Below are 25,880 nucleotides of genomic sequence, written 5' to 3' on the forward strand. Positions count from 1 at the left end.
AGAATCCGATTGATCTAATCGAATGTGCGGTATGCAAAAAACAAGGCAGCCGCGCCAGTCTGGGAGGAGATTATGACTGTTAAAGGTCTCATGCGTGCGAGCAGCGCGTTGACGGCACTTGCCATGGTGGCAGGTCTGTCCGCGACGGTGCAGGCGCAAGACGATGTGATCATCGTCACCGGTTCCGCGATCCGCGGCACCCCGGAGGATGCGGCGCTGCCCGTCGATGTCCTGTCTGCCGAAGAACTTGCCCGCTTGGGCAATCCATCGCCGGTCGAGCTGATCAAGGCTCTGCCGGTTTCCAGCGGTGTCATCGGCGATACCAACCAGTTCGACAGCCGGTCGCAGGCCACCGAAGGCATGGCGTCCGTCAACCTGCGCGGCTTGAGCCCGCAGCGGACGCTGGTCTTGCTGAATAACCGGCGCCTTGTACCGGCGGGGACGGGGGTCCCGTTCGTCGATCTGAACCTTCTGCCCGCTGCGGCCATCGGGCGGATCGAGATCCTCAAGGACGGTGCCGCGGCGATTTACGGATCTGACGCGATCGGGGGTGTGGTCAACTTCATCACCCGGTCGGACCAGGACGGGTTCCGCTTCGGGGGGGACTACTCCTTCATTTCCGACACGGATGGCGACTACACGCTGCAAGGCAGTTTCGGGCATCAGGGCGATAATTTCAGCTTCCTGATCGCCGCTGGCTACCAGCATCGTTCAGAGCTTCTGGCCCGGGATCGCGATTTTGCGGTCCAGGACTTTGAATCGAACCCCGAAGGGGGCTGGACAGGCGGTGGCAACCCCGCAACCTTCCTGCCGCTTGGCATCACGCCGGCTGGTTTTGGTCCGATCGGCGGTCTGCGTGCTGACCCGGATTGCGCCCCGCTCGGTGGTTACGTCACGACGGCTGGCTGGTGCCGGACGCAATATACCGGGTTTGACGCCCTCGTCGAAGAAGAGGATCGCTACCAGATCTGGAGCGAGCTGGCCGTTGACCTTACCGACACGGTCGAATGGGAAATGAGCCTGCTCTACGGCCATGACGAGGTGCCGCACTATCGCACCTCGCCGTCCTATCTCCTGACCCAGGCGCCGACAGCGGGTGTGGGTGGCTCTCCGAGCGGCTTCGTGGTGTCGGCTGCGAACCCCGGCTTCCAGCAGATGGTGGCGGAGAATCCCGGGATCGTTCCGGCCGGTACGCTGGCTGTGCTCTTCCCGACCCTGTTATTCCGGCCGCTTCTCGCTGGCGGCAATCCCGCGTTCGCCGGAAATCCGGACAATCTGGGCTCGGCCACCGGCATTCGCCAGAATGAGAGCTTCCGGATATCGACCGGGCTCAATGGTGAGCTGAATGACACGACGTCTTTTGACTTCAATGTCACCTATCATCGCTATGAGCGCTATTATGATGGCTATGACAGCTTCGGTGACCGCGTTCAGCTGGCGCTGAACGGCCTGGGTGGCGCTGGCTGTAATCCTGCGACCGGAACACCCGGCGTAGGCTCGTGTCAGTTCTATAACCCGTTCGGCAATCAGGCGACGGGCAACGCCGTCACCGGTGTTGAGCGTCCCGGCTCAGAGCCCAACCAGAACAGTGCCGAACTGATCAACTGGTTCTTCGTGCGTGGCTCGACCACGCTGGAGACCGAGCTGTTCGTGGCTGAAGGGACGATCAGCGGCGAGACCGGCTGGGAGCTGGCTGGAGGCCAGGTCCTGTACGGGTTCGGGGGTCAGTACCGCCACAACACCTTCTCGGCCGTCTATGGCGACAACAATAATATCGCCGTCAACCCGTGCCGGGACACGCCGGTCAATGGCAATACGACCTGTGACCCGCAAACTGGTGCCTGGGGTTTCCTCGGGTCCAATGCGAACAATGACGCTGACAATGATGTCTATGCCCTGTTCGGTGAGTTGCAATTGCCGGTCACGGACGACTTCAACGTCCAGCTCGCGGCTCGCTACGAGGACTATGGCGGGCAGACGGGGTCGACCTTCGATCCCAAGTTGACGGCGCGTTGGCAGATCACGGAGGGCTTCGCCCTGCGCGGTTCCGCCGGCACGACCTTCCGTGGCCCGCCGGCCCAGCAGCTGGCAAACCGGAATGTCACGTCACTGCAGGTGATCGCGTCGAGCTTCCGTCCGGTGGACGTGTTCGGCAATCCGGCGCTGGCGCCGGAATCGGCCACGAACTACTCGATCGGGGCTTTGTTCGCGACGGATAACTTCACGGCCAGTGTCGACTATTTCCGCTACGAGATTTCCGACACGATCACAACCGAGCCGCTTTCCGGCATGGTCGCGACTTTGTTTGCCGATCCGGCGAACTGTACTGACCCGGCATTCGACGGGTTGCGTGAGCGCTTCCAGTTCAATGATGGCGGCGGCGTTGCCGGTGCCGGGACTTGTGCGGCCGCCAATATCGCACGGGTACGGACGGAAACGGTCAATGGTGGCGATCTGACCAGCTCCGGTCTCGATTTCATCCTGAACTATGATTTCGGGGATGTTCTCGGCGGATCGCTCAATGCCGGAATCACCGCGACCTACATGCTGGGCAATGAGCTCGGTCCGGAAACCGTGGAAGGTGTCGTTGTCCAGGAGGGCTTCGACGGTGTCGGCTTCATGAACTTCCAGACCACCGCCTACCCGGTGCCGGAATGGAAGGCGCGGAGCTTCCTGGAGTATACGGTCGGGAATATCGATACCCGCCTGACCTTCACCTATTCGGACAGCTATCGCGATCAGCGTGCTGATCTGGGCACAGGTCCGTTCGCGCCGAACCCGTACATTGCGGGCAATCCGGTATTGATGCAGGGGGCCACGATCGACAGTCAGCTGACGACCGATTTCAATCTCCTCTATCATTTCGGTGAAGCCTCGACCTTCTCGTTCACGGCCATCAACCTGACCGACGAAGACCCGAGCTTTGCGCGTCAGGACTACAATTATGACCCGTTCACCGGAAACCCGGTCGGACGGATCATCCGGGTCGGTTTCAACACCGAGTTCTAATCCCTCCGAACCGGAAATGAAGAGGGCCCCGACCAGTCGGTCGGGGCCATTTTTCGTGCCTTGCCCTAGCCCTTGAAGGGTTTTGGCGGCGGCGAAAACAGGCCGTAGGTGAGCGTCGATGCGTAGTAGGCGAATGCGGCATCGGCATCGATGCCCTTGATCCAGTCACGCAGGTCATAGGCCGAGTTCAGCGCGCCCATGATGGCCTGGCTGGCCACCAGCGGATCGACCGAACGGACCGAGCCTTCGGTGATGCCGTCAATCATCATGCCGGCGAAGCGCCGCGCCATACGGTTGGAGCGATCCAGCACGTCATTGCGCAGATCGGTCGGCAGGGCCTGCAGCGCCGTTGTCCGCAGGAGCGGGAATTCACTGAAGAGCTGGACATTCAGCAAGGTCGCCATCGAGGACGATAATTGCTGCCACTGATTGCCGCCGGCCTTGGTGGCGGCGCGCTGAACCAGCGAGACCCGCCCATAGGAGCGACGGAAGCATTCCAGCACCAGTTCGTCCTTGGCTTCCAGATGGTGATAGAAGCTGCCCTTGGTGACATTGAGTTCGGAGGCGATCTGCTCGACCGAGGCGCCGCGATAGCCGCGCTCATTGATCAGGAAGGTTGCAGCGCGCGCGAAATTGCCGGGCATGCCCTCAATCCCGACTTTCAGTTCGGACTCGTCGATGGGCAGGAGTTCCGGCGTCCAGCTGGCGCCGTCGCGTGCAATCCCGTGTTCGAAGATTTCGATCATCCGATGGATGACGCGGTCATAATCACCGGTCGAATATTGCGAAAGCCAGGCCGGGAGCCAGAACATGTTCTGAACCAGAACGTGGGCGCGGATTGTGCCGAGAATCTTTTCTTCCGGGGATTTCGGCGCGTCGAAGAAGGTGCGCAGCTTCCGGAAGACCTGCACATAGCGTGTCGTCAGTTCGCTGCCGAAGGGTTCGTTCAGGGCGCGAATGTCCGAGATCACCGCGATCGGACGTTCAATCTCGGCGTTGATACGCGCCTGCAGGTCAAAATTGAGCCGAATATAGCGCTCCACCCGTGCCCGTGGGGTCGGCTCGGCGGCTGCCTCGGCGACCAGCGCCTCGATCCGCTCGAGCGCCCGCTCCAGCACGGCTGCGGCCAGCAATTCCTTGCGTTTGAAGTAGTAGGTGATGCTGGTCGTGTTCAATTCGACCAGCTGGGCGACATCAACGAAGGTCATGCCGCGCACGCCATGGCGATTGATCAGCGTGGCTGCCGCGTCGAGGATCCGCTCGCGCTTCTGGTGGAAGCGGCGGGTCTTCGCTGAGTCCTCGGTTTTCGGAGTCGCATTCATATCATTCGCTTAGCAGAGTTTGTTGATATCGTCACGCAGTCGCGCGACCCTTCTGCCATTTCCCCCTCGCTGCCAAGATAGCAAAATCGGTATGTAAATTTCTGGTTCTGTCGTGCGACGCAGAAATCATTGCCATATCATCGTTTCTTCCACTAATTGCCGTCCTGTCTGACAGCATTCTAACCATTTACCGAGGAAACGGTATGGTCTAACTTTGCTGCAGTGCGGAATGACCGCGCCTGCCAATGCACAATCAGGAAGACCCATGACTGCAGCGCCTGACGCCGTGACGCGAGACGAAATCGATCTGGAGCGCCTTGCGCGCTGGCTTGAAACCGCCATTCCCGGCTTTGCGGGGCCGATCCGCTTGAGCAAGTTTCCTGGCGGCCAATCCAACCCAACCTATCGTCTCGATGCCGCCAATCAGGCCTATGTCCTGCGCCGCAAGCCCTTCGGGCCGACCTTGCCATCGGCCCACGCGGTGGACCGTGAACATCGCCTGATCGCCGCCCTGCATCCCACCGGCTTCCCGGTCGCGCAGCCCTTTGCCTTGTGTGAGGACGAGACGGTGATCGGCGCGAAATTCTACGTCATGGAGCTGGTCGATGGCCGCTCCTTGGCCGACGGTTCCCTGCCGGGCGAGGCGCCAGCTGCGCGCGGCGAGATGTACCGGGCCCTGACGGTCGCGCTGGCCGATCTGCATTCGATCGATCATGAAGCGGTGGGTTTGGGGGATTATGGTCGCCCGGGGAATTATTTCGAACGCCAGGTCGGACGCTGGACCAAGCAATACCGGGCGTCCCAAACCGACGACATTCCCGAGGTTGAAGGCCTGATCGAATACCTGCCGCGCACGGTGCCGGAGCAAACACGCACCTCGATCATTCATGGCGACTACCGTATCGACAACGCCCTCTTCGAACCAGACGGGACCCGCATCAAGGCTGTGCTCGACTGGGAGCTCTCGACGCTCGGTGATCCGCTGGCCGACTTCACCTATTACGCCATGCAATGGGCGATGCCGGCGGGCGATGGCGGGGCGGGTCTCGCCGGGCTGGATTTCGCCGCCACCGGCATCCCGACGCTCGACGACACTGTCGCGCTCTATTGCGAGCGGACCGGACGCGACAGCGTGCCGGCGATGGATTGGTACTTCGCCTATAATCTCTTCCGCCTGGTCGGCATCATCCAGGGGATCAAGAAGCGGATCATTGATGGCAATGCCTCGAGCGACAAGGCGGAGGCAACAGTAGCGCGCCTGGTCCCGCTGGCGACAGCCGCCTGGGACTTTGCCCGCAAGGCCGGTGCCTGACAGGCCCATCGCTCAGGACGAAACGGATCGGGGAGCAAGACATGTCCATGTTCAGCCTGGCGGGAAAGACCGCCCTTGTGACGGGCGCCGGGTCCGGTATCGGGCGCGCCGCGGCCCTGCTCTTCGCTCAAGCGGGCGCTCGGATCCTGGCCTGTGACAAGTCCGAAGCCGTGCACCAGACCGCCGAGGCCATCAAGGCAGCGGGTGGCGAGGCGCGCGTGCGGGTCATGGATGCGGGCGTCGAGGCTGATGTGATCGCAGCCGTCGCCGAGGCGGTCGAGGTGTTTGGCGGGCTCGATGTGATTTACGCCAATGCCGGGATCACCGGCGGGCTGCCCGATTTCTTCGACACCACGGCCGAGACCTGGGCCGAGGTGCTGCGCGTCAATCTGATCGGACCCTTCCTGGCCATCAAGCATGGCGCGCCCGCATTGATGAAGTCCGGTGGCGGGTCGATCATCTGCACGGCGTCGGTTGCGGGCTTGCGCTATGGCGCCGGACCGGTGGCCTATTCCGCCTCCAAGGCCGGTGTGATCAATCTGGTTCAGCATGCCTGCCAGAGTCTGGTCGGCTCCGGGATACGCGTGAATGCGATCTGTCCCGGCCTGACCGAGACCGGCATGACCAAACCGCTTTATGACCATGCCCGGGCGGCGGGCAAGGAGGATCGGATCGGTCAGCTCAACCCGCTTCAGCGCGGCGGTCGGCCCGAGGAGATTGCCGCCACGGCGCTCTTCCTTGCATCGTCGGCATCCAGCTATGTCAATGGACAGGCGATCGCGGTTGATGGCGGATTGTCGACCTCACACCCGGTGGCGGCCTCGACCCAGTTCGCGGCCCGCGCCGCCCTCGATACGCTCAAGGATGATTGATGTCGCTCCCGCAAATCCTCGCTGACGCGCGCTCCGGCAATGACGAACTCACGGCGCTTATTCCTGACACATGGATGCAGGGGCGGACCGCCTATGGCGGACTGACGGCGGCGATCGCGCTGGAGGCGGCGCTGCGATCCCAACCCGATCTCCCGCCCTTGCGCTCGGCCCAGATTGCCTTTGTCGGGCCGCTGGCGGGCGAGGTGACGGTCAAGACCGAGCTTCTGCGTCGGGGCCGGACAGCGGCCTTCATCGAGGCCAATGTCTATGGCGATGGCAAGCTGGGGCTGAAGGCGCTCTTCGTCTTCATGATCGGGCTGGACTCCAGTATCGACTATGCCGAAACGACCCGGCCCGAGGTTCCCGATTTCGCCGACGCCGCGCCGGCCATGGCCAATCCGGACCCGAAATTCTTCACCAGCAATCTGAGCTATCGCCACGGGCTTCCGATCGAGGCGCGTCACACCCCCGACTTTATGCGCTGGGTGCGTCTGAGCGAGCGCGAGGGCCTGCATCCGATGGTCGAGCTGATGGCGATCGGTGATGCCTTGCCGCCGGCTGCGATGGCGCTGTTTGCCAAGCCGGGTCCGATCAGCTCGATGACCTGGCAGATCAATCTGCTCAATGCCGAGCCGGCCACGACGGATGGCTGGTGGCTCACCCGGTCGACGGCCGACCTGGCGCGACAAGGCTCGTCGAGTCAGATCATGCAGGTCTGGAATGCCGATCGCGAGCCCGTCATCACCGGCATGCAGAGCGTGGCGATCTTCGTCTGACCGCAAATGAAAACAGGGCGAGCCTTGCGGCCCGCCCTGCCTTCACCAGCCACCCCAGCCCGGGGCAGTGATCCTGTTTCTATCGTTCGAAGGCGGCCGCCTGACTGGAGACGAGGTCGATCAGATCGCCTTGGGCGATGCCGACATCCAGCAGGTGCAGGCCCCAATCGTCCAGAACAACTCCATTCGCGATGACATCGCCGACAATGTTGTCGGTGCGCGGATCGGCCGGGTCGCCATGAATGGAGATGGCGTAATAGCTGCCATGCTCATTATTCAGGCACTGTCCGGTGAGGAGGCCTGGAACGCGGACAAAATCGGTCGTCACGGCGTCGCCGCCCGCGACCCACGGACCGGCCGCTTCCGATGAGGTGAAGGCGCCCTCGGTGGCGAGGTAGGCCTCAAGCGGAGCATCCGAATTGCCCGCCAGGTCGGCCGGGTTGGTGCAGGCGACTTCGACAGCCGGGTCGGGCAGCTTGCCAAAGCGTGACGCCGCCGGCGGCGGCGCGTCCGCCCGGAAGGAGACATAGCCGATGAAACAACCGGTCTGGTCTGCCGCTTCACAACGCGGAACGGCCTGGAAGGCGCCGCCAACCGGCTCGCTTGGCGGCACGGCGATATTATAGCCGATCAGCATGGCCGAGAGCATCGTGTCCTGGGCGGGTTGGCCGTCGACGACGCGGGCGACCAATTGCTCCAGCATGCGCGCGCCCTGGGAATGTCCGATCAGGACATAGGGGCGGCCATTATTGTCGTGCTCCATGTAGTGGGCGAAGGCCGCGTGGACATCGAGATAGGCAGTCACGCCATCGGCATCGGTCGCCTGTCCGGCCATCATCGAGCGCAGCGCGGTCAGGGTGACCTGGCGATACATCGGCGCGAAGGTGCGACAGGCTTCGCCAAAGCGGGCAAACTGAGCCGCGATGACGCGGTTTTCCTCGTCATTGGCGACCATGTCCGAATTGCCGCTCAGGTCATTCGATACGGTCGGATAGACGTAGAAGCAGTCGACGCCCGGATCCTGCGCAGCCTCATAACCCTCGACCCGCATGCTGCCATCGGCGTCGATGATGGTGGTGTCGAGATCAATTGTGCAGGCATCTTCGCGACCCGGCCGGCACAGCCAGCTCTCGGCGGCGTCATAATCCGGCGGTGAATAGCCGTCCGGCTGGGCCAGCAGGCTGGTGCCGGCGATCATCAGTGTCGCGATCAGCATCGCTTTCTCCCCTTGAGTGGCCGGGTTGGTCCCGGCGCGGATCAGGCCTGCTCGGTCTCGAACAGGGGTTTCAGTTCACTCTTCATGATTTTGCCATTGGCATTGCGCGGCAGCGTTTCGTCCGTGAACAGGATGCGGACCGGTGTCTTGAAGATGGCCAGGCGCTCGCGCACCCAGGCCTTGAGTTCGTCCTCGGTGGCGCTTTGGCCGGGGGCCAGATGGACCACGGCGGCGGGTTCCTCACCGAGCGTGCGGTGTGGCAGGCCGATGAGGGCCGCGTCGGTGACGGCCGGGTGCTCGTAAAGGACATTTTCGACCTCGGTCGAATAGATGTTCTCGCCGCCGCGAATGATCATGTCCTTGGCGCGGTCGACGATGTAGCAGAAACCTTCTTCGTCAACGCGGGCGAGATCGCCGGTGCGGATCCAGCCATCGATGAAGGTCTCCGCCGTCGCCTCCGGATTGTTCCAGTAACCGGCGACGATTTGCGGGCCGCGCGCCCATAATTCCCCGACCTCGCCAACCGGCAATTCGCGGCTGCCATCGGGGGCCATGATTTTGATGTCCGAGACAGCAACGGGCGGGCCGCAACTGTCGGGGCGGTTGAGATAGTCCTCGGAGGAATGGCTGGTCACCGTTGCCGAGGTCTCGGTCATGCCCCAGCCATTGCCGGGCAGGGCGCCGAACACGTCCTTGATCTTGCGGACCAGATCCGGCGCCGATGGTGCGCCGCCATAGGCAATCGCTTCAAGCGAGGAGAGGTCGTATTTCACGCGGTCGGGGTGCTCGATCAGCTGCCAGGCAATGGTTGGCACGCCGCCGGTCGTATTGACCTTCTCCCGCTCGATAATCTGGAAGGCTTTGACGACATCCCATTTGGGCATGAAGACCATGGAATGACCGGCGAAAATTGCGCCCATCAGGCCGGCATTGCAGGCGGTGACGTGAAAGAGCGGGATCACGGTCAGCATGATCTTCGGCGTCGGGGCCGGGGGCGCCTCGCCGCGCCTCAGGCAGGCCCGGGCCGCCGCGAAGGCCGACGACAGGATATTGGTCAGGATGTTCCGGTGCGTACCCAGCGCGCCCTTTGGATTCCCTGTCGTGCCGCTGGTGTAAAAGATGGTGGCCGGGTCGTCCGGCGCGATCTCGACGGCGGGCAAATCACCCTCGGGCAGTCCGGCATAGCGATCCGGTGTCCCGATCAAATCCTCAAGCCGCCGGGCCGGGGCATCCGGCGCGCTGTCACCGCGGCTGACCAGGATGTGGGCGAGCTCGGGCAGGGCGCTGACTTCCGGGGCGATGCGCTCCCAGCGTTCGGCATCGCAGATGAGCGCCGAGGCGCCGGAATTCTTCAGCCCGTAGCCGAGCTCCGCACCCGTCCACCAGGCATTGAGCGGGACAATGATGGCGCCAAGGCTGGTCGCGGCAAAGAAGGCGACGGGCCATTCCGGCAGATTGCGCATGGCGAGGCCGACCCGATCGCCCTTGCCAATCCCCATTGAGGCGAGTTCGGCGGCGAGGGCGCGTGTCGCCCGAAACCAGGCCTCATAGCTGACGCGCTCATCCTCGTGGATAGTAAAGATGTGGTCGCCATGGGAGCGGGCATGGCGAGCCAGATCGGGAAGAGTGCCGAGGGCGTGTTTCCAGACCCGGGTTTCCACCCCGCGAATGGTGACGGTGTCCATGGCGAACCTGGTGTCAGGCGCGCACAGAAGCGCATTTGCCTGCTCCAGCGTGCAGGCCGGCCAGCTGGCCGGCACAGACAAGTCCGCAGCCGCCCGGGCTGCTGTGTCCTGATTTTCCATCCCCAACGAAATCCTGTTTCGGGTTTGCTGTTATATTTGTTGTTTTGACGATACTGGCGAACGATATTTATCACAAGGCCTCAGCATAACGCCCTAGCGCGTGATGCGCTTGCCTACTATATCGAATGCAGGGTATGCAGCCTTGCAAGCGCGCTGCGGACGGGTTCCGCTGCGTGAAACAAGCCAATGAAACGCCCCGGAGCGGGCGGCAAAGCAGGAGAACGGGATGTCGGTCATCACAACGCGCCAGGACGGGGACGTGCTCGTCGTCACCTCGAACAATCCGCCGGTCAATGCGCTGGGTCAGGCCGTGCGCGCGGGCCTTGCCGACGCGATGGCCCAGGCCGCTTCGGACGACTCGATCAAGGCCGTGGTGATCACCTGTGAAGGGCGGACATTTTTCGCCGGCGCGGACATCACCGAATTCGGCAAGCCGCCGGTTGGCCCGTCACTCCCGGACGTGATCGACACGATCGAGGCCAGCAAGAAGCCGGTGATCGCAGCCATTCACGGCACGGCGCTGGGCGGGGGTCTGGAAGTTGCGCTGGGCTGTCACTACCGGATCGCAATCGCCTCGGCGAAGCTCGGCCTGCCGGAGGTGAAGCTTGGCATCCTCCCGGGCGCCGGTGGTACGCAGCGCCTGCCGCGGGTTGTGGGCGTTGAGGCGGCCCTTCCAATGATCGTAAAGGGTGACCCTATACCGGCCGCCGCCGCCGAGCGTATCGGCCTGGTCGACAAGCTTGTCGCTGATGATCAGCTTGTCGAGAGCGGCGTTGCCTTTGCCAAGAGCGTTATCGGTGCGGCCAGCCATCCCGTCTCCAGCGCCCGCACGGACAAGATCGATTCCAGCCTCGGCGATGATTTCTTTGACAATTTCCGCAAGATCGAGATGCGCCGTCTGAAGGGCTTCGAAGCACCGGAGGCCTGCGTCCAGGCTGTCCGCGCCGCGATCGACCTGCCGTTCGAAGAGGGTGTGAAGAAAGAGCGTGAGCTCTTCGGCAAGCTGGTGTCCGGCACCCAGTCCCAAGCCCTGCGCCATGTGTTCTTTGCCGAGCGCGCGGCGAGCAAGATCGATGGCATTGCCGCCGACACACCTGTCCTGCCGATCAACCAGGTCGGTATTCTCGGCGCCGGCACAATGGGCGGCGGGATTGCCATGAATTTCCTGTCGGCCGGCATTCCGGTGACCATTCTCGAACGCGAGCAGGACGCTCTTGATCGCGGCGTGTCGATCATCCGCAAGAATTACGAACGCTCCGCAGCGCGCGGCAAGTTCACGGCCGAACAGGTCGAGCAATGCATGGCTCGCCTGACGCCGACGCTCGACATGAATGACCTTGCCGACAGCGATCTGGTGATCGAGGCGATCTTCGAGAATATGGACGTGAAAAAGGACGTCTTCGCCAAGCTGGACGCGATCGTGAAACCGGGCGCCATTCTGGCCTCCAACACCTCCTATCTGAATGTCGACGAGATGGCCGCCGTCACCAAGCGTGCCGACCATGTCCTGGGCCTGCACTTCTTCTCGCCGGCCAATGTCATGCGTCTGCTGGAGATTGTGCGCGCTGCCAAGACCGCCCCGGCGGTGCTGAAAACGGCGATGGCTCTGTCCAAGAAGATCGGCAAGGTCGCCGTGGTTGCCGGGGTCTGTCACGGCTTCATCGGCAATCGCATGCTGTCACCGCGCCAACAGGCCGCCAATGCCATGCTCATGCAGGGCATCAAACCCTGGGATATCGATGATGCGCTGACTGATTTCGGCATGCCCATGGGTCCCTTCCAGATGTCCGACCTGGCCGGTCTCGATCTCGGCTGGAACAAGGAAAAATCCAACAGCGAAACCATTCGCGACGTCTTGTGCGAGCGTGATCGTCGCGGCCAGAAGACCGGCAAGGGCTTTTACGATTACGACGAGAATCGCCGCCGGACGCCATCGGCTGAAGTCGAGGAGATCATTGCCGGTTTCGTCGCCAAATCCGGCGAAACGCCGCAATCCTATTCCGCCGAGGAAATCCGCGATCGCCTGCTTTTTCCTATGGTGAATGAGGGCGCGAAAATCCTCGAGGAAGGCATGGCCCAGCGGGCATCGGACATCGATACGGTCTGGATCAATGGCTATGGCTGGCCGGCCTATACCGGTGGCCCGATGTTCTGGGCTGACACGATCGGCCTGGACGTCGTCGTCGAGGGCCTGAAGGCGTATGGCCACCAGGTCTCGCCACTGCTCGCCGACAAGGCGGCCAAGGGCGAAAAACTCAACAGCTAAGATTGGCGGCGCCAACCCGCTGATCGGAGCGGACCCCTATTCCTTCCCGGGTCCGCTCCACCCTTTCCTGCGCAATTCAGCCTTCACGGCCTCGGTGTGTTCGCCGAGGCCGGGGGCGCGTGTTGTGGCGCCGGTTTCGCTGTCGGACATGCGGATGGGTGAGCGCAGGCCGGGGATGCCGTCCGACGTGATCGCCAAGCCACGGGCCCGGACCTGCGCGTCGTCAAAGGCTTCGCTAATCGTATTGATCGGCCCGGCCGGTACGCCATTGGCCTCGAGCATGGCGAGGGCCTCATCACGAGACATGACGGCAAGCTTTTCCGCCATCACACCCGCAAGTTCTGTCCGGTTGCCGACCCGCTGGGCATTGGTCCGGTTGGCGTCGCGCATCGCCTCGTCAAGCGCCAGCGCCCTGGCGAGGCGGTCGAACTGGCCGTCATTGCCGCAGGCAATGATGATGTGGCCGTCCGAACAGGTGAATTCCTGATAAGGCACAATGGAGGGGTGGGCATTGCCGATCCGGCGCGGCGGTGTTCCGGTTGCGAAGTAGTTTAGCGCCTGATTGCCGAGCACACCGATCATGGAGTCGAGCAGGGCCATGTCGATGAACTGGCCGCGCCCGCTCCGCTTGCGCTGGGCGAGGGCGGCCTGGATGGCGATGGTCGCGTAAAGCCCGGTGAAGATATCGGCGAAGGCGACACCAAGGCGCTGGGGCGGGCCATCAGCCTCGCCGGTAATGTCCATGACACCGCTCATCGCCTGGATGGCGAGGTCATAGCCGGCGCGATGGGCATAGGGCCCGGTCTGGCCGAAGCCGGTGACCGAGCAATAGACCAGGCGCGGATGTTCGGCCACGAGACTGGCATGATCGAGGCCGTACTTCTCCAGTCCGCCGACCTTGAAATTCTCGATGACGACATCGGCGTCAGCGATCAGGGCGCGTACGAAATCGAGGTCTTCGGCCTTGCGGAAATCGGCGGTCACCGAGCGCTTGCCGCGATTGCAGGAATGGTAATAGGCGGCCGCGCGCCCACTCTCATGCTCGATCCAGGGCGGGCCCCAGCTGCGGGTATCGTCCCCGGCCGGGCTTTCCACCTTGATCACGTCGGCACCCAGATCGGCGAGGGTCTGGCCAATCCACGGGCCGGCCAGGATGCGGGCGAGCTCGACGACTTTCAGGCCCGCCAGTGCGCGGTCGGGCGCCGGGCTCATCGGGTGATTTCGCCGGTATCGAGGAAGGGCGAGGCGTCGAGGTCCTCGGCATCCATCAGCTCGGCAATGCGCTGCAGGGAGGCGATCAGCATGTTCTGCTCCCAGGGTTGCAGCTCCCGGAAGGAGCGCAGGAAGCCGGCCTGCAGCAGTTCCGGGGCATTCTCCCCGGCCGCCCGGCCCGTGTCGGTCAATCGGGCCATTACAACGCGCTTGTCGGTGTCGCTTTTCACGCGTTCCGCGAGACCGGCCTGGGTCAGGCGGTCGAGGATGGAAGTGATGGTCGCCTGGCTGAGCGAGACCGCACGCGCGATCGCGCTGGGCGACAAATCCCCTCGCTTGCGAAGTGTATCAATCACAACCAGCTGCGGTGCGGTGAGCCCGGTCGCTTTGACGAGGCGTTTTGATTGCAGGTCAATTGCGCGGGTAATGCGCCGAAGTGCCACAAGAATTTCGTCGTGATCGCTCATTCGCCTTGCCCGATTTGTCCCGCGTTTGATGTACCGCCAGACCCGTCACATTCCAACAGATTTGCGCGAACCGTGTGCGTGCCATCTGCTTCGATTTCGAATATTCACAGACTGCCATGGTGTAAGCAAAGCGAAACCGGATTTCGGCGCGGCCTGTCGCATTCATGTAACGGTTCTATTTTTCGTCTTTTTTATCAAAGATATATTGGCATGCTGTGCCGCGTCGGGCGGCGAAGGATGTTTCGCACTGAAAGTTTCAACTCAAAGCATACTGGTCAGCGCGTACCGGAAACTCTACACAGCCCTTCAACCGTAACGCCAAAAGGGACTGTCATTACGTCATGCTGAAGCAACGGGCACTTTCCACGACCATTCTGACCGCCGCGACCCTGTCGATTGCCGGAGCCGGCCTCGCCGCCGCCCAGGTCGACGTTATCACCGTGACCGCGACCAAGCGCGAACAAAGCACCCAGGATATTCCGCTCGCCGTCAATGCGATGAACGAAGAGACACTGGACGAGCTTGGCGTCGATGTTTTCACCGATTACCTGCAACAGCTACCGGGTGTCACCGCTGGCGGTTCCGGTCCGGGCCAGGCCACGATCTATATCCGCGGCCTCGCCTCCACGACCCCGAACCTGACCACGGCGGGGGTGGCCGGTCTGGCGCCGAATGTCGCCCTCTATCTTGACGAGCAGCCGGTCTCGCAGCCCGGTCGAAATCTCGACGTCTACGCGGCTGACCTGGCACGGGTCGAGGTCCTGCCGGGACCGCAGGGAACGCTTTATGGCTCGTCGTCGCAGGCTGGCACGGTCCGCCTGATCACCAATCGCCCGGACCCGTCCGGTTTCTCCGCCTCGACGAATTTCGCAGTTTCCTTCACCGAAAACGGCGAGATGTCCAACAAGGCCGAGGCCGTCGTCAATATGCCGCTGGCGGATAATTTCGCCATCCGTGGTGTCGTTTATGTCGACCAACAGGGTGGCTATATCGACAACGTGCCCGGCACGCGCAATGCGTCGGAATCGGCGCGCTTCCGTCCCGCCGGCACGATGCGTGACAATGGCGTTCCGGTGAATGCCACGCGCGCCGGGTTCCAGTCCACCGCCGACCTGTCCGGTGTCACCTTCCTCGACGCCAACAATTCGAGCCTGCTGGAAAAAGACTTCAACGACACGACCTATTCCGGTTTCCGCCTCAGCGCCCTGTATGACTTCAATGCGGACTGGTCCCTGACTGTCATGCACATGCAGCAGCAGCTGGACTCCGAAGGCGTGTTCTTCATGGATCCGACCCTCGGTGATCTGGAAATCCAGCGCTTCGAGGAAGACGAGCTGGATGACTATTTCCACAATACCAGCTGGACGCTGGAAGGCCGCCTTGGCGCGCTGGAGATGGTCTATACCGGCGCATACACGGATCGGAACACCGATCAGCGCGTCGACTATTCCGACTATCTCTTCGTCGGCCAGTATCTGCCTTACTATATCTGTGACGGCTCGGTCTCTTATCCGGGGGGTGCCCCGTCCGGCACCTGTCAGGCGCCGAACCTGTTCGTGCAGTCCGATACGCGCACCAAGGTCTTCACCCAGGAATTGCGTTTCAACACGCCGGAAGATCGTCGCATCCGCGCGACCTTCGGCGGGTTCTACTCGGACATGGAAGTGGCCGAGCGCAATGACTTCACCTATCCGGGCTCGGTCAATGCGGTTTCCTTTGATGGCGTGACCACCGGTTTTGCACCGAACTATCCGTTGACCAATCTCGCAGTGACGGGCGCTGTCGGCGATGCCTCTCCGGGTTATTTCTCCGATCCGGGCCCCTTCCCGGCGGGCGTCATTTTCCGCAATGATGTGCTGCGCACGGATGAGCAGTACGGCATTTTCGGTGAGACGACCTTCGACCTGACCGAACAGTTCTCGATCACGCTGGGAGCGCGCTACTACGATATCGAAGTCGACCTGCAGGGCAGTGCGAACGGCTCTTTCTTCAACTTCGGTCAGACTGATGATGCCCAGGTTTTCGGAACCAATATCTCGGCGCTCTACGCTCCGGATAATCCGTTCGGCAATCCCGATGTCGCCGCGACTGACGGCTTTATCTTCAAGGGAACGCTGGAATGGCGCCCGACCGATGGGACGCTCTTCTATGCGACCGTGTCGGAAGGCTTCCGTCCGGGTCTCCTGAACCGTCCGGGCGGCGCTGCGGGTCCTGGTGGCTACACCGTGCCCTTCGCCCTGGATACGGATGAAGTGGTCAATTACGAGTTCGGCTGGAAAACCGACCTCTTCGACAACCAGGTCCGTTTCAACGGCAATGCCTTCCTGGTCGAGATCGAGAATCTCCAGACGACGATTTTCGACCCGTCGATCACCAATCTCTTCTTCTCGGATAATGCCGCCAACGCCGAAATCCGCGGTATTGAAGGTGAAGTGACCTGGGCTCCGGCGGACATCCCGGGCCTGACAGTTGTCGGCGCTTTCTCTCTGCTCGATACCGAGATCACGGAAGTGCTGGTGCCGACCAATGACGTCCTCGTCGGGTCCGAACTCGCCTTCGCGCCGAGCTATCAGGCGAATGTTCGCGCCCGCTATGAGTGGCCGATGGACAATGGTCTGATGGCGCATGTGATGCCCCAGATCACGATCACGGATGACAGCTTTTCTGACGTCATCGAGATCAACAAGGTGGAAGTTGAAGGCCATGCTTCGTTGAACTTCACGACCGGTTTGACCGGTGAGAGCTGGTCGGTGGAATTGTTCGCCAATAATCTCACCGATGAACGCGGTGAGATTGCGAACAACTTCGTCTTCGACCGTGAGCGTGTGACGGTGATCCGGCCGCGTACGATCGGCGTGCGGGTCGGGGTGCAGTACTAGGCCCTGACAAGCAACGGGCCTTAGGGCCACTATGGAAAGCGTCCCTTCAAGGGACGCTTTCTGTGTTCTGCGAGACCGGTGGAGACCCCTGCGTGGAAGAAGAGACGGACACCCATGTCCAGGCGCTGATCACAGCGCAAAAGCAGATGTATGACAGCCGCTTCGATGCGGCTCTGGAGACGTTGCAGCCCGTGCTGGATGCGTCGCCGGATCATACTGATGCCCTCTACATGCAGGCGGTCTGCGCTCGCTATCTCAAACGATATGACGAAGCGCGTGCCGCGCTCGACCGGATCAAGCGCACCGCGCCCGATTTCGGTCGCGCCTTCCAGGAGGAAGGTCATCTCCTGCGCGCGCTCGGCAAGACGGAACGCGCCCTGATGGCCTACCAGCGGGCCTGCCGGTTCAACCCGGCGCTGGTCGCCAGCTGGCAGGCTCAGGCCGAGCTGCACCAAGCGGCTGGTCGTCCGGTGGAAGCCCGCAATGCAACGGCCCAGGCCGAGCGCATCAACGCGCTGCCGCGTGAGCTCGTCTCGGTCACCCACCTCCTGCACGAAGGCAAGCTGCTCAAGGCAGAAAGCCTTTGTCGGGCCTTCCTTCAGAAGAACCCGCATCATGTCGAGGCCATGCGGCTCCTGGCCGAGCTGGGCAATCGTTTCGGCGTCCTCGAGGATGCGGATTTTCTGCTCGAAAGTGCAATCGAGTTCGAGCCCGACAATACGCAATTGCGGCTCGACCATATCCAGGTCCTGCGCAAGCGACAGAAATTCACTGCGGCACTCGACCAGGCGCGCCATCTTTATGAGGGTGATCGCGACAACCCGATCTTCAAATCGCACTATGCGATCGAATGCATGCAGACCGGCAGCTATGACGAGGCGCTGGGCCTGTTCGACGAAATTCTTGCGGCGCTGCCGAACGATCCGGCGACCCTGACCTCGCGCGGTCATGCGCTGAAGACGCTGGGCCGTCAGGACGAGGCAATCGCCAGCTATCGCGCGGCCTTTGCCAGCAAGCCGGATCACGGGGACGCCTGGTATGGGTTGGCCAATCTCAAGACCTACCGTTTCACGGATGATGAAATCGCCCGCATGAAGGCGCTCGAAGCGGGCTCGGACCTGGCCTTCCAGGACCGCGTCCATATCAGCTTCGCCCTCGCCAAGGCCTTCGAGGATCGCAACGAGATCGCCGAGGCCTTCGCCTTCTACGACAAGGGCAATACGCTGAAACGGGTCCAGACCCGCTACACGACCGAGCAGATGGAAGACGAGCTCCGGGCCCAGGCCGAAATTTGTGATGCCGCCCTGTTCGAGTCCCAGTCCGGCAAGGGCTGTATGGATCCGGACCCGATCTTTATCGTCGGCCTGCCGCGCGCCGGGTCAACCTTGCTGGAGCAAATCCTCGCCTCCCACAGCCAGGTGGACGGTACACTGGAACTGCCCAATATCCTCGCCCTCTCGCATCGTTTGCGCGGCCGCAAACGCCTGAGTGACAAGACGCGCTATCCGCGCATCCTGCACGAGTTGAGCGAAGAGCAGCTGGCGGAGCTGGGCCGGGACTATATCGACAATACCCGCATCCACCGTGCCGACGCGCCGCGCTTTACCGACAAGATGCCCAATAATTTTCGCCATATCGGTCTGATCAAGCTGATCCTGCCGAATGCCCGGATCATTGATGCCCGTCGTCATCCGATGGCCTGCTGCTTCTCCGGCTTCAAGCAATTATTCGCCGAGGGGCAGGAATTCACCTATGGCCTTGAAGAGATCGGGCACTACTATCGCAATTATGTCTCGCTGATGGATCATTGGGATCGGGTCCTGCCCGGCCAGATACTCCGCGTGAACTATGAGGACGTCGTCGCCGACCTGGACGGGCAGGTGCGGCGTCTTCTCGATTTTTGCGGTCTGCCGTTTGAGCAGGCCTGTATCGACTTCCATGCCACCGAGCGTGCGGTGCGGACCGCCAGTTCGGAACAAGTACGCCAACCGATTTTCGATAGCGGCGTCGCGCAATGGAAGAAATTCGAGACCCATCTCGATCCGCTCAAACAGGCGCTTGGTCCAGCGCTTGAGGCTTACCATACCCACGCCTGATGCTGACGCGAAAGCGAGGAATACCCAATGCGTAGAATAGAACCCGCCGTCTTCTTTCCTGCTGCCATACTGGCCCTTGTTGGTGTGGCCTATGCGGTCATTGCCGGCGACCAGGCAGAACGCATTTTCGACAGCCTCCGCGTCGCAATCACGGATTCCACTGGCTGGATCTATACCGTCAGCGTGGGCTTCTTCCTGGTGGCCCTGTTGATCCTCGCCTTCTCGGACTGGGGGCGGATCAAGCTGGGGCCGGACGAAAGTGAGCCGGAATTCGGTTTTGCCCCCTGGTTTGCCATGCTGTTTTCCGCCGGCATGGGTATCGGCCTCATGTTCTTCGGGGTCGCCGAGCCACTGACCCACTATATCTTCCCGCCAGAAGGCGACCCGGAAACCGTTGAAGCGGCGCGCCATGCGATGGTGCTGACCTTCTTCCACTGGGGCATTCATGCCTGGGGCATTTATGTCGTGGTCGGGTTGTCGCTGGCCTATTTCACCTACCGGCACGGCCTGCCCCTGACCATTCGATCGGCGCTGCATCCGCTGATCGGCGACCGGATCTATGGTCCGATCGGCCATGTTGTTGATACCGTTGCGGTGCTGGGTACGTTATTTGGTGTCGCGACATCCCTCGGTTTCGGGGTGACCCAGATCAATGCCGGTCTCAATCAGCTTTTCGAGATCCCGATCTCGACGGATATCCAGCTCATCCTGATCGCGGCGATCACGGCGCTGGCAACCCTGTCCGTCGTTGCGGGTCTGGACGCTGGCATCCGCCGCTTGTCGGAATTCAATCTCTATCTGGCCATTGCCCTGATCGGTTTCGTGGTCCTGGCCGGGCCGACAATTTTCCTGATCTCCGCCTATGTCCAGAATATCGGCGAGTATCTCGATCAACTGGCCACACTCACCTTCAATCTCGACGCCTATGGCGACGGGGCCTGGGTCGGCGACTGGACGTTGTTCTACTGGGGTTGGTGGATTTCCTGGTCACCCTTTGTCGGCATGTTCATCGCGCGCATCTCGCGTGGCCGGACAATCCGCGAATTTATCTTCGGCGTCCTGCTCGGGCCAACGGCCTTCACCTTCTTCTGGATGACGGTTTATGGCGACAGCGCCCTGCGCCTGGCCCTGTCCGGTGTTGCGGACGAGCTGGTCAATGTCGTGAGGGATGGCAATAGCGAGCTGGCGCTGTTTGCCTTCCTCGAACATTTGCCATTCAGCTCTATTACTTCGGTGCTGGCGATCATCCTTGTGGCGACGTTCTTTGTGACCTCTTCGGATTCCGGCTCACTGGTCAAAGCCACCCTGGCGTCGGGCGGCAGCCTCAATCCGCCGGTCTCTCAACGCTTGTTCTGGGCGCTGGCGGAAGGCGGAGTGGCCGCAGCCTTGCTGGTCACCGGCGGGCTTGCAGCCCTGCAATCGGCAACCATCGCAGCGGCATTGCCGTTTACGTTGATCCTGCTGCTCGCCTTTGTCGGTCTGATACGGGCCTTCTCGCACGAGACAGCCCGCAAGGCGGGGGTCAAGACAGCGGTCCAATTGCCGGTCGAGGGCGCCACCATGCCATGGCGGGCGCGCTTGCGTCTCATGTTCTCGCGTCCGACCGGCAAGGAGGTTGACGGCTACATCGAGAAAACCGTTGTGCCGGCATTGGCCGAAATTTCCGAAGAGCTGAAGACGCACGGCTATGAAGTCGAGCTGACCCAGTCCAAGGGCGAGGCCGGCATGCGTGTCCACGATTCAGACAAGCCGGAATTCGTGTTCCGTGTGGAAAGACGCCTCTATGACGCGCCCTATTTCTCCACGCCCGAGTCCGAAGAGACGGCGGAAGCCTCCGAGAGCCCGGACGAGGAATACGCCCGCGCCGAGGTCATGCTGTCGGAAGGTGGCCAGCATTACTGCGTTTACGGCTACTCCAAGGTCCAATTGATCCGCGAAGTCCTGCGCAATTTCGAGCGTCACCTTCAATGGCTCTACCACATTTCGAAGAATGGCTAGACCGCCCCGGTGACCACATGAGTGTTGACCGTCGCGGCACGATGGATCGGCCGGCCCTTCGCCTCGTGCTTGTGGTGTCTCGAGACGGCAGGCGCCATCGGCCGAGGACTGCAGCGTCGGTGCCAAATACCGCACCAGCGCGCTGGGGCATAAAGGAAATTTCAACGTCGGCCGGTTAACCCTCTTGCCATCCGGACTGCGCGCGTGGGCGCGCCAGGTGGCAAGGGGAGCCGGCGAATTGACTTTGATCCATACCATGATCGCAGGTCTGGGACTGGCGTCCGCCGCCAGCCTTGCCGCGACGGCGCAAGCCCAGGATTTCGAAACCGGCGGCAAGCTTCTTCTCACCCGCGGCATCAGCACGATCGAAGGGTCGGGTGGTGGTGGGTTGTCCAGCTGGGCGCTGATCACCGGCAATGAGACCGAGCGTGGTATTGGCGGGACCGCCCATGCGACCCAGGTCGAGCTTGAGGATTTCCGTTTTCAGTCCGCCGGTTTCGCGATTGGTATTCATGACCGTTTCGAACTGTCCTGGACGCGCCAGCGCTTCGACACACAGGACGCAGGCGCCGCGCTGGGTCTGGGCCAGGGCTTCACATTCGAGCAGGACGTGATCGGCGCGAAAATTCGCCTGTTTGGCGATGCGGTGTATGATCAGGACAGTTGGGTGCCGCAGGTCGCACTGGGCGTTCAGCACAAGTCGAACAATCAGGGCGCCATCGTGCGGGCGGTCGGGGCCGCAGATGACAGCGGTTACGACGTCTATCTCGCCGCGACGAAGCTCCTCCTCGAGCACAGCCTCCTTCTGAACGCGACCCTGCGATGGACGGAAGCCAACCAGACCGGCCTGCTGGGTTATGGCGGGCTGAATGATCACTCGCTTCAGGGTGAGTTCTCGGCCGGATACATGCTCTCGCGTCGCTTCATCATCGGGGCGGAGTATCGGTTCAAGCCGGACAATCTCGGCTTTGCCGGCGAGGATGACTGGGTCGATCTCTTCGCCGCCTATGCGGTCAACCAGCACCTGACCGTCACAGCCGCCTGGGTCGACCTCGGCTCGATCGCGACCTTCGACGATCAGCGCGGCTTCTATCTTTCCCTCCAGGCCGGATTCTAGGAGCGCTCCATGTCATTCAACTCGATTTTGATCGCGGGCCTGACGTCCATCGCCTTCACGGTATCAGCCCACGCAGCACAGCCGCCGCACGCCATGCCGGGTGAACTGGAAGTGGATCCCTATGAAGTCTCCAACGCCAATGCCGGTGCCGAGCCGATTACGGACCCGGCTGTCCTGGCGGCCTTTAATGGCGAGGCCGGTATTGCCCGGATCGTGGACGGGCTGATCGCGGGCATTCAGGCCGATGAGCGCATTGAAGGTGTTTTCCGCGCGTCGGACTGGCCGCGCCTGCGGCGGACGCTGATCGAGCAGTTCTGCTATATTCTGGGTGGTCCGTGTGACTATACTGGCCGCTCCATGGCCTCCGTTCATGTCGATCACGGCGTCACCACGGCAGAATTCAACGCGCTGGTTGAAAACCTTCAGGACGCGATGGATGCCGAGGGTGTTCCTTTCGCCATGCAGAATCGCTTCCTCGCGCGGCTCGCCCCCATGCACGGCGATGTCGTGACCCGCTGACGCTTCACGCAATCCTAAATTCTTCAAGGTATGCCTTCGTCATGATCTCGATACGTCGCCTGCTTCGCTTCGCGCTTCTCGCCCTCGGTCTCGCCGCTTGTCCGGGCCTTGCCGGCGCTGCGGAATTGCGGGTCAGTGTCACCAATTCAGCGGGCGAGCCCGTGCCCAACGCCGTGGTCAGCCTGCCTGGCGAGTTGACTGCGGATTTCATTCCGGCGGAACCACTTGAAATGGCACAGGTGGACGTCCAGTTCGACCCCTTCGTCCTGGTGGTGCCGCGCGGCGCAGAGGTGTTCTTCCCCAATCGTGACCGGGTGCGCCATCACGTCTATTCCTTCGCCCGTGGAAATCAGTTTGAACTCGAGCTTTACGGGCGTGAGCAGGAACGCAGCGTCGCCTTTTCGGCTGCCGGTGCCGTGCCGCTGGGCTGTAATATTCATGACCAGATGATCGCCTTCATCCGGGTCGTCGACACGCCCTTCGCCGTGCGGACCGATGGAGATGGTGTTGCGGTCCTGACCGGTGTCCCGACCGGCATGACCACGCTGACCGTGTGGCACCCCTATGGCAATGCCGAGAATAATCTGGTGACGCTGGATTTTGATCCGGCGGTCGATCCGGCGCCGCAGGTCACGCTCGACATTCTGGGGCAGCACTGACCAAGATGCTGACCTTCCGTTCTCTCCGCACCAAATTGGCCGTCATTTATGCCGGCCTGTTCAGCCTTGTGCTGCTCAGTGTCGGAGCCGCGGCGCTGTTCACGGTTCAGAACAGTGCGACCGGCATGGTGCGTGGTGAGATGTCGGCCACCGCCGCCGTGTTCAACCGCATCTGGGACATGCACGCCGAGCAGATGGGCGATGCCGCGGACATCCTGTCCCGCGATTTTGGTTTTCGGGCCGCCGTCGCCACGCGGGACGATCCGACCATCGACTCGGCGCTGGAAAACCTGCGCCAGCGTTTCGGCTTCGACCTTGCCTTTGTGATGACCGAGAACGGCTCAATCGTCGGCGTCGAGCCCAGCGGTCTGGAAATGCGGGACGGTGCCCTCTTCGAGATATTGTCCAGTCGTGATTCGGCGGGCGGTGTCCTGCTGATCGCCGGAGCTCCGCACCACGCGGTGGCCAGACCGGTTCGGGCGCCCACGCGGGTCGGCTGGGTGGTCTTCGCCTATCGGCTCTCGGAAACCGGGCTATCGGACCTCACAGAATTGTCTTCCATCCCGTTGGATGCCCGCCTGTACTGGCGTGAGTCGGACGGTGACTGGACGGCCCAGGATCCCGACGCGCCGGGGTTGACCCACTATACGGGCGGCGAGATCGATATTGCGCAATTTGACCGCGGGGTCCGGTACACACCGGGCAAGGCGGCGCTGGCCAGTATCCTGCCGATCGATGCCTTCATCGACGGTCTGCCCGTCGCGCTGGTTCTGGAATATCCCGTCGCGCTGGCCATGGCGCCGTTTCGCGGCATGTTCGTATCGATTGCCGCGGCCGGACTGGCCGGACTTCTGGTCCTGATCGTCGGCACCTGGATATTGGCCCGCGGGCTGACCAATCCGATCCAGGCCCTCGAGCGGGCCGCCCGTCGGCTCGCCGACGGTGAGGCCATGCGGGTTGATTTGGCCGGTCGCGACGAGATTGCCCGCCTGGCATCAAGCTTCAACACGATGGGTGAAACCATTGCCGCGCGTGAGCAGCGCATTCGCGAATTGGCCCTGCGGGATAGCGAAACAGGTTTGCCGAACCTGGCGGCGCTCGAGGGCGAGGTCGAAATGCGGCTCCTCACGCACCCGGCCGATCAGGTTTACGCCTTGACCATCGGGATTGATCGGTTTGCCGAAATCCGGGCCGCCATCGGCTACCGGCTGGCCTCCCGGATCCTTGCCCGGATCGAAGAACGCTTGTGTCGGGTCTGTCCGGAGGCCTTCATCGGTCGCACCGCCTCCGATACGCTCGGAGTGGTCCTGACGGCGACAGATTTTCGCATGGCATTGGGGGGCGCGGCCGAGCTGTGCGCGAACGCCAACCAGGCTGTTGCGATCGAGGACGAGCGCGTCGATGTGCATGCTGCGGTCGGCTTGGTCTCCGTCGACAAGGCGGCCGACACCGGCTTGAGCGTGATCGAATGTTCGGCGGTTGCCCTCGACCAGGCGCGTCAGGCCGATGTGCCGGTCACCGTGTTCGATTCTGAACGGTATGGTGATCCAACCGTGAAGCTGTCGCTCATGAGTCGGATGATGGACGGTCTGGGCAACGGGCATCTCTTTCTCGCCTATCAGCCCAAATACGATTTCCGCACTCAACAGACCACGGCGGTCGAAGCCCTGCTGCGCTGGCAAGACCCTGAGCGCGGTTTCATCGGGCCGGACGATTTCATTCCGTTGGCCGAGGAGACGGGCCACATCCTGCCGCTCACCGAATGGGTGCTCGACCGGGCGATCGCCGATCAGGTACGCATGCGGGCAGCGGGACATGACCTGCAGGTTGCCATCAACATCTCCGGACGATTGGTCAGTGACGAACGGTTCATTCGTCACGCATTGGACCGGCTTTCCCGCCATAGTGGCCGCATCTGTTTCGAGATCACCGAGACCGCGGTCATCAACAAGCCGGACGCGGCGCTGGAAAACATCCATGTGCTTCGCGACGCCGGTATTTCGGTCTCGATCGATGACTATGGCGCAGGCCTGTCCTCGCTGTCCTATCTGCGCTCGATCCCGGCGGAGGAGTTGAAGATCGACAAGGCTTTCGTGCTGGAACTCGGCACGGTGCAGTCGGATCGTCTTCTCGTGAAATCGACCATCGATCTGGCCCATAGTCTTGGTATGAAAGTCACGGCCGAAGGTGTGGAGGATGCGGAAAGTATCGCCATCCTGGCCAGCATGGGCGCGGATTATGCGCAGGGCTATCATATCGGTCGGCCGATGCCGCTCGCAGGTTTCCTGGATTATATGCAGGAACGTGGTAGCGAATCCGACACCGATCGCGATGATGCGCGGGCGGCCGGCTAGC

At 62.1% G+C, this 25,880-nt stretch carries 17 protein-coding genes; 12 read left to right on the forward strand and 5 right to left on the reverse strand.

Annotation, left to right across the window (positions count from 1 at the left end):
• The first annotated feature begins 72 nt into the window (after positions 1 to 72).
• A complete protein-coding gene (locus Q0X62_RS08130; protein WP_297733850.1) occupies positions 73 to 3,009 on the forward strand; it encodes a TonB-dependent siderophore receptor in 2,937 nt (978 codons plus the stop codon).
• 65 nt (positions 3,010 to 3,074) lie between these two features.
• On the opposite strand, the gene Q0X62_RS08135 is transcribed toward Q0X62_RS08130, so the two are convergent.
• Positions 3,075 to 4,331 (reverse strand): TetR/AcrR family transcriptional regulator, encoded by a 1,257-nt coding sequence (locus Q0X62_RS08135; protein WP_297733853.1) that lies wholly within the window; start codon positions 4,329 to 4,331, stop codon positions 3,075 to 3,077.
• A 265-nt stretch (positions 4,332 to 4,596) separates the two neighbouring features.
• Between Q0X62_RS08135 and Q0X62_RS08140 the strand changes: the two genes are divergently transcribed.
• The 3 genes from Q0X62_RS08140 to Q0X62_RS08150 are packed head-to-tail and all read left to right on the forward strand — an operon-like array spanning position 4,597 to position 7,291.
• Positions 4,597 to 5,643, forward strand: coding sequence for a phosphotransferase family protein (locus Q0X62_RS08140; protein ID WP_297733855.1), 1,047 nt, complete (start codon positions 4,597 to 4,599; stop codon positions 5,641 to 5,643).
• A gap of 47 nt (positions 5,644 to 5,690) precedes the next feature.
• Entirely contained in the window at positions 5,691 to 6,515 is an 825-nt protein-coding gene (locus tag Q0X62_RS08145) for an SDR family NAD(P)-dependent oxidoreductase (RefSeq protein WP_366946128.1), read from the forward strand.
• A complete protein-coding gene (locus Q0X62_RS08150; RefSeq protein ID WP_297733860.1) occupies positions 6,515 to 7,291 on the forward strand; it encodes a thioesterase family protein in 777 nt (258 codons plus the stop codon). Before Q0X62_RS08145 ends, Q0X62_RS08150 begins: the two co-directional genes overlap by 1 nt.
• Positions 7,292 to 7,370: 79 nt before the next feature.
• Here the strand turns inward: Q0X62_RS08150 and Q0X62_RS08155 are convergent, their stop codons facing one another.
• Both Q0X62_RS08155 and Q0X62_RS08160 read right to left on the reverse strand, forming a co-directional pair.
• Complete coding sequence (locus tag Q0X62_RS08155) at positions 7,371 to 8,507, reverse strand: DUF3089 domain-containing protein (protein WP_297733863.1); 1,137 nt, start codon at positions 8,505 to 8,507, stop codon at positions 7,371 to 7,373.
• A 41-nt stretch (positions 8,508 to 8,548) separates the two neighbouring features.
• On the reverse strand, positions 8,549 to 10,312 hold the full coding sequence (locus Q0X62_RS08160; protein WP_297733866.1) for a class I adenylate-forming enzyme family protein: 1,764 nt from the start codon (positions 10,310 to 10,312) through the stop codon (positions 8,549 to 8,551).
• Between the two features lie 226 nt (positions 10,313 to 10,538).
• On the opposite strand from Q0X62_RS08160, the gene Q0X62_RS08165 reads away from it, so the two are divergent.
• Positions 10,539 to 12,578, forward strand: a complete 2,040-nt coding sequence (locus tag Q0X62_RS08165) for a 3-hydroxyacyl-CoA dehydrogenase NAD-binding domain-containing protein (protein ID WP_297733868.1) — start codon at positions 10,539 to 10,541, stop codon at positions 12,576 to 12,578.
• 36 nt (positions 12,579 to 12,614) lie between these two features.
• On the opposite strand, the gene Q0X62_RS08170 is transcribed toward Q0X62_RS08165, so the two are convergent.
• Both Q0X62_RS08170 and Q0X62_RS08175 read right to left on the reverse strand, forming a co-directional pair.
• Positions 12,615 to 13,790: a CaiB/BaiF CoA-transferase family protein gene (locus tag Q0X62_RS08170; protein WP_297733871.1), complete on the reverse strand. Its 1,176-nt coding sequence runs from the start codon at positions 13,788 to 13,790 to the stop codon at positions 12,615 to 12,617.
• Complete coding sequence (locus tag Q0X62_RS08175; protein WP_297733874.1) at positions 13,787 to 14,257, reverse strand: MarR family transcriptional regulator; 471 nt, start codon at positions 14,255 to 14,257, stop codon at positions 13,787 to 13,789. Before Q0X62_RS08175 ends, Q0X62_RS08170 begins: the two co-directional genes overlap by 4 nt.
• A gap of 341 nt (positions 14,258 to 14,598) precedes the next feature.
• On the opposite strand from Q0X62_RS08175, the gene Q0X62_RS08180 reads away from it, so the two are divergent.
• The 7 genes from Q0X62_RS08180 to Q0X62_RS08210 all read left to right on the forward strand — a co-directional run bounded on the left by Q0X62_RS08180 (position 14,599) and on the right by Q0X62_RS08210 (position 25,879).
• Positions 14,599 to 17,136: a TonB-dependent receptor gene (locus Q0X62_RS08180; protein ID WP_297733877.1), complete on the forward strand. Its 2,538-nt coding sequence runs from the start codon at positions 14,599 to 14,601 to the stop codon at positions 17,134 to 17,136.
• A 146-nt stretch (positions 17,137 to 17,282) separates the two neighbouring features.
• Positions 17,283 to 19,232: a sulfotransferase gene (locus Q0X62_RS08185; RefSeq protein WP_366946129.1), complete on the forward strand. Its 1,950-nt coding sequence runs from the start codon at positions 17,283 to 17,285 to the stop codon at positions 19,230 to 19,232.
• A gap of 27 nt (positions 19,233 to 19,259) precedes the next feature.
• Positions 19,260 to 21,230, forward strand: coding sequence for a BCCT family transporter (locus Q0X62_RS08190; RefSeq protein WP_297733884.1), 1,971 nt, complete (start codon positions 19,260 to 19,262; stop codon positions 21,228 to 21,230).
• A 238-nt stretch (positions 21,231 to 21,468) separates the two neighbouring features.
• Complete coding sequence (locus Q0X62_RS08195) at positions 21,469 to 22,347, forward strand: DUF3034 family protein (protein WP_297733886.1); 879 nt, start codon at positions 21,469 to 21,471, stop codon at positions 22,345 to 22,347.
• A gap of 9 nt (positions 22,348 to 22,356) precedes the next feature.
• Positions 22,357 to 22,866 (forward strand): group 1 truncated hemoglobin, encoded by a 510-nt coding sequence (locus tag Q0X62_RS08200; RefSeq protein WP_297733888.1) that lies wholly within the window; start codon positions 22,357 to 22,359, stop codon positions 22,864 to 22,866.
• Between the two features lie 41 nt (positions 22,867 to 22,907).
• Positions 22,908 to 23,525: a hypothetical protein gene (locus tag Q0X62_RS08205; protein ID WP_297733890.1), complete on the forward strand. Its 618-nt coding sequence runs from the start codon at positions 22,908 to 22,910 to the stop codon at positions 23,523 to 23,525.
• Between the two features lie 5 nt (positions 23,526 to 23,530).
• A complete protein-coding gene (locus Q0X62_RS08210) occupies positions 23,531 to 25,879 on the forward strand; it encodes an EAL domain-containing protein (protein ID WP_297733892.1) in 2,349 nt (782 codons plus the stop codon).
• Position 25,880: the final 1 nt, after the last annotated feature.

The sequence above is a fragment of the uncultured Maricaulis sp. genome (genome assembly GCF_947259345.1).
GTDB lineage: Bacteria > Pseudomonadota > Alphaproteobacteria > Caulobacterales > Maricaulaceae > Maricaulis.